This window comes from Streptomyces daliensis (assembly GCF_054782395.1).
Genome location: NZ_BAAGSO010000132.1, coordinates 1 through 1058 on the forward strand (window position 1 = coordinate 1; position 1058 = coordinate 1058).

Sequence of the window (1058 nt, forward strand, 5' to 3'; positions counted from 1 at the left end):
CGAGGACGGAATCCGTACGCACACGGCAGGAAATCCGCCTCAAAGATGGGCTCCAACACCAGCTTCAACGACGCCTGCACCACACGGTCGGCCGCGGTAGGAATCCCCAGACTGCGCAACTTGCCGCCCGCCTTGGGAATCTGAACCTCCCGCACCGGGGAAGGACGGAAACCACGGGACTTCACATCCTCACGGATGCCCCGCAAAAACCGTTCCGTATACACCCCGATCCCGTGCGGCTTGACACCGTCAACCCCGGCCGTCCTACGGCCAGGATTATTCCGCACCCGCTCCCACGCCACAGTGAGAAAACACGGGTGATGGACAAGGTTGAACAGATCATCGAACCTGCGGCCGGACTCATCGACCGCCCAATGGTGCAGCCTGCGCTGCATCCTGCGTACCCACAGCTCCGCCGTATCAAAGTCGGGCCATGGCGCACCCGTATTCACCGGTGACCTCCACAGACTGTCCTGCACACTGCAAATCCGCTGGAGCCCTTCGCCATGTGCCCGGCTTTCCCGGGCCCGGACTACTACGGCTCCTCCGCCCCGCCTGGTGACATCGGTAGGCGATGGACCTTCCCGCCCCCTCCCAGCTGGCTACTCGGAGGCGGCAGAACCACCAGAGCGGTTCCCGTGTTCACTGATTCCCGATCGACGGGTGAGGCGCCCGACTATGCCCCTGCGGCCCGCCGTGGCTACGCCGCAGACCTTCACCACGGCCTCCCTCCCGGCATTCGTGACCGGTACGGAAGTCCCCCGCACACACAATCCAAGTGCGGGCGTGCACCGCTCCCCAGCCCCTATCCGCCAGATTTGAGCTGGTGGGACGCTTAAGGAGCTTTCAACGCCGGTTCCTCGCGTACACCTTCCCGTCTCGCTAGCCGGACCCACGCCATCTGGCAGTACCGACGTGTCCCGTCGTTGTCAGAGCTGCTTCCCGCCCTCCCCGGCATCCCCCGGCTCGGACTGCTCTCAGCTTCACCGCACTGCTGCGACAGCACAGCGGCGAAGGTCTCTCACCTCCACTCGGAAAATCAGCGCCTCACGGCGCAC

1 pseudogene is annotated in these 1058 nt (G+C 64.7%); it reads right to left on the reverse strand.

The window, feature by feature from the left end:
- Positions 1 to 452: pseudogene (locus tag ACYVOO_RS37375) on the reverse strand (group II intron reverse transcriptase/maturase); the annotation flags it as partial.
- Between the last annotated feature and the right edge of the window lie 606 nt (positions 453 to 1058).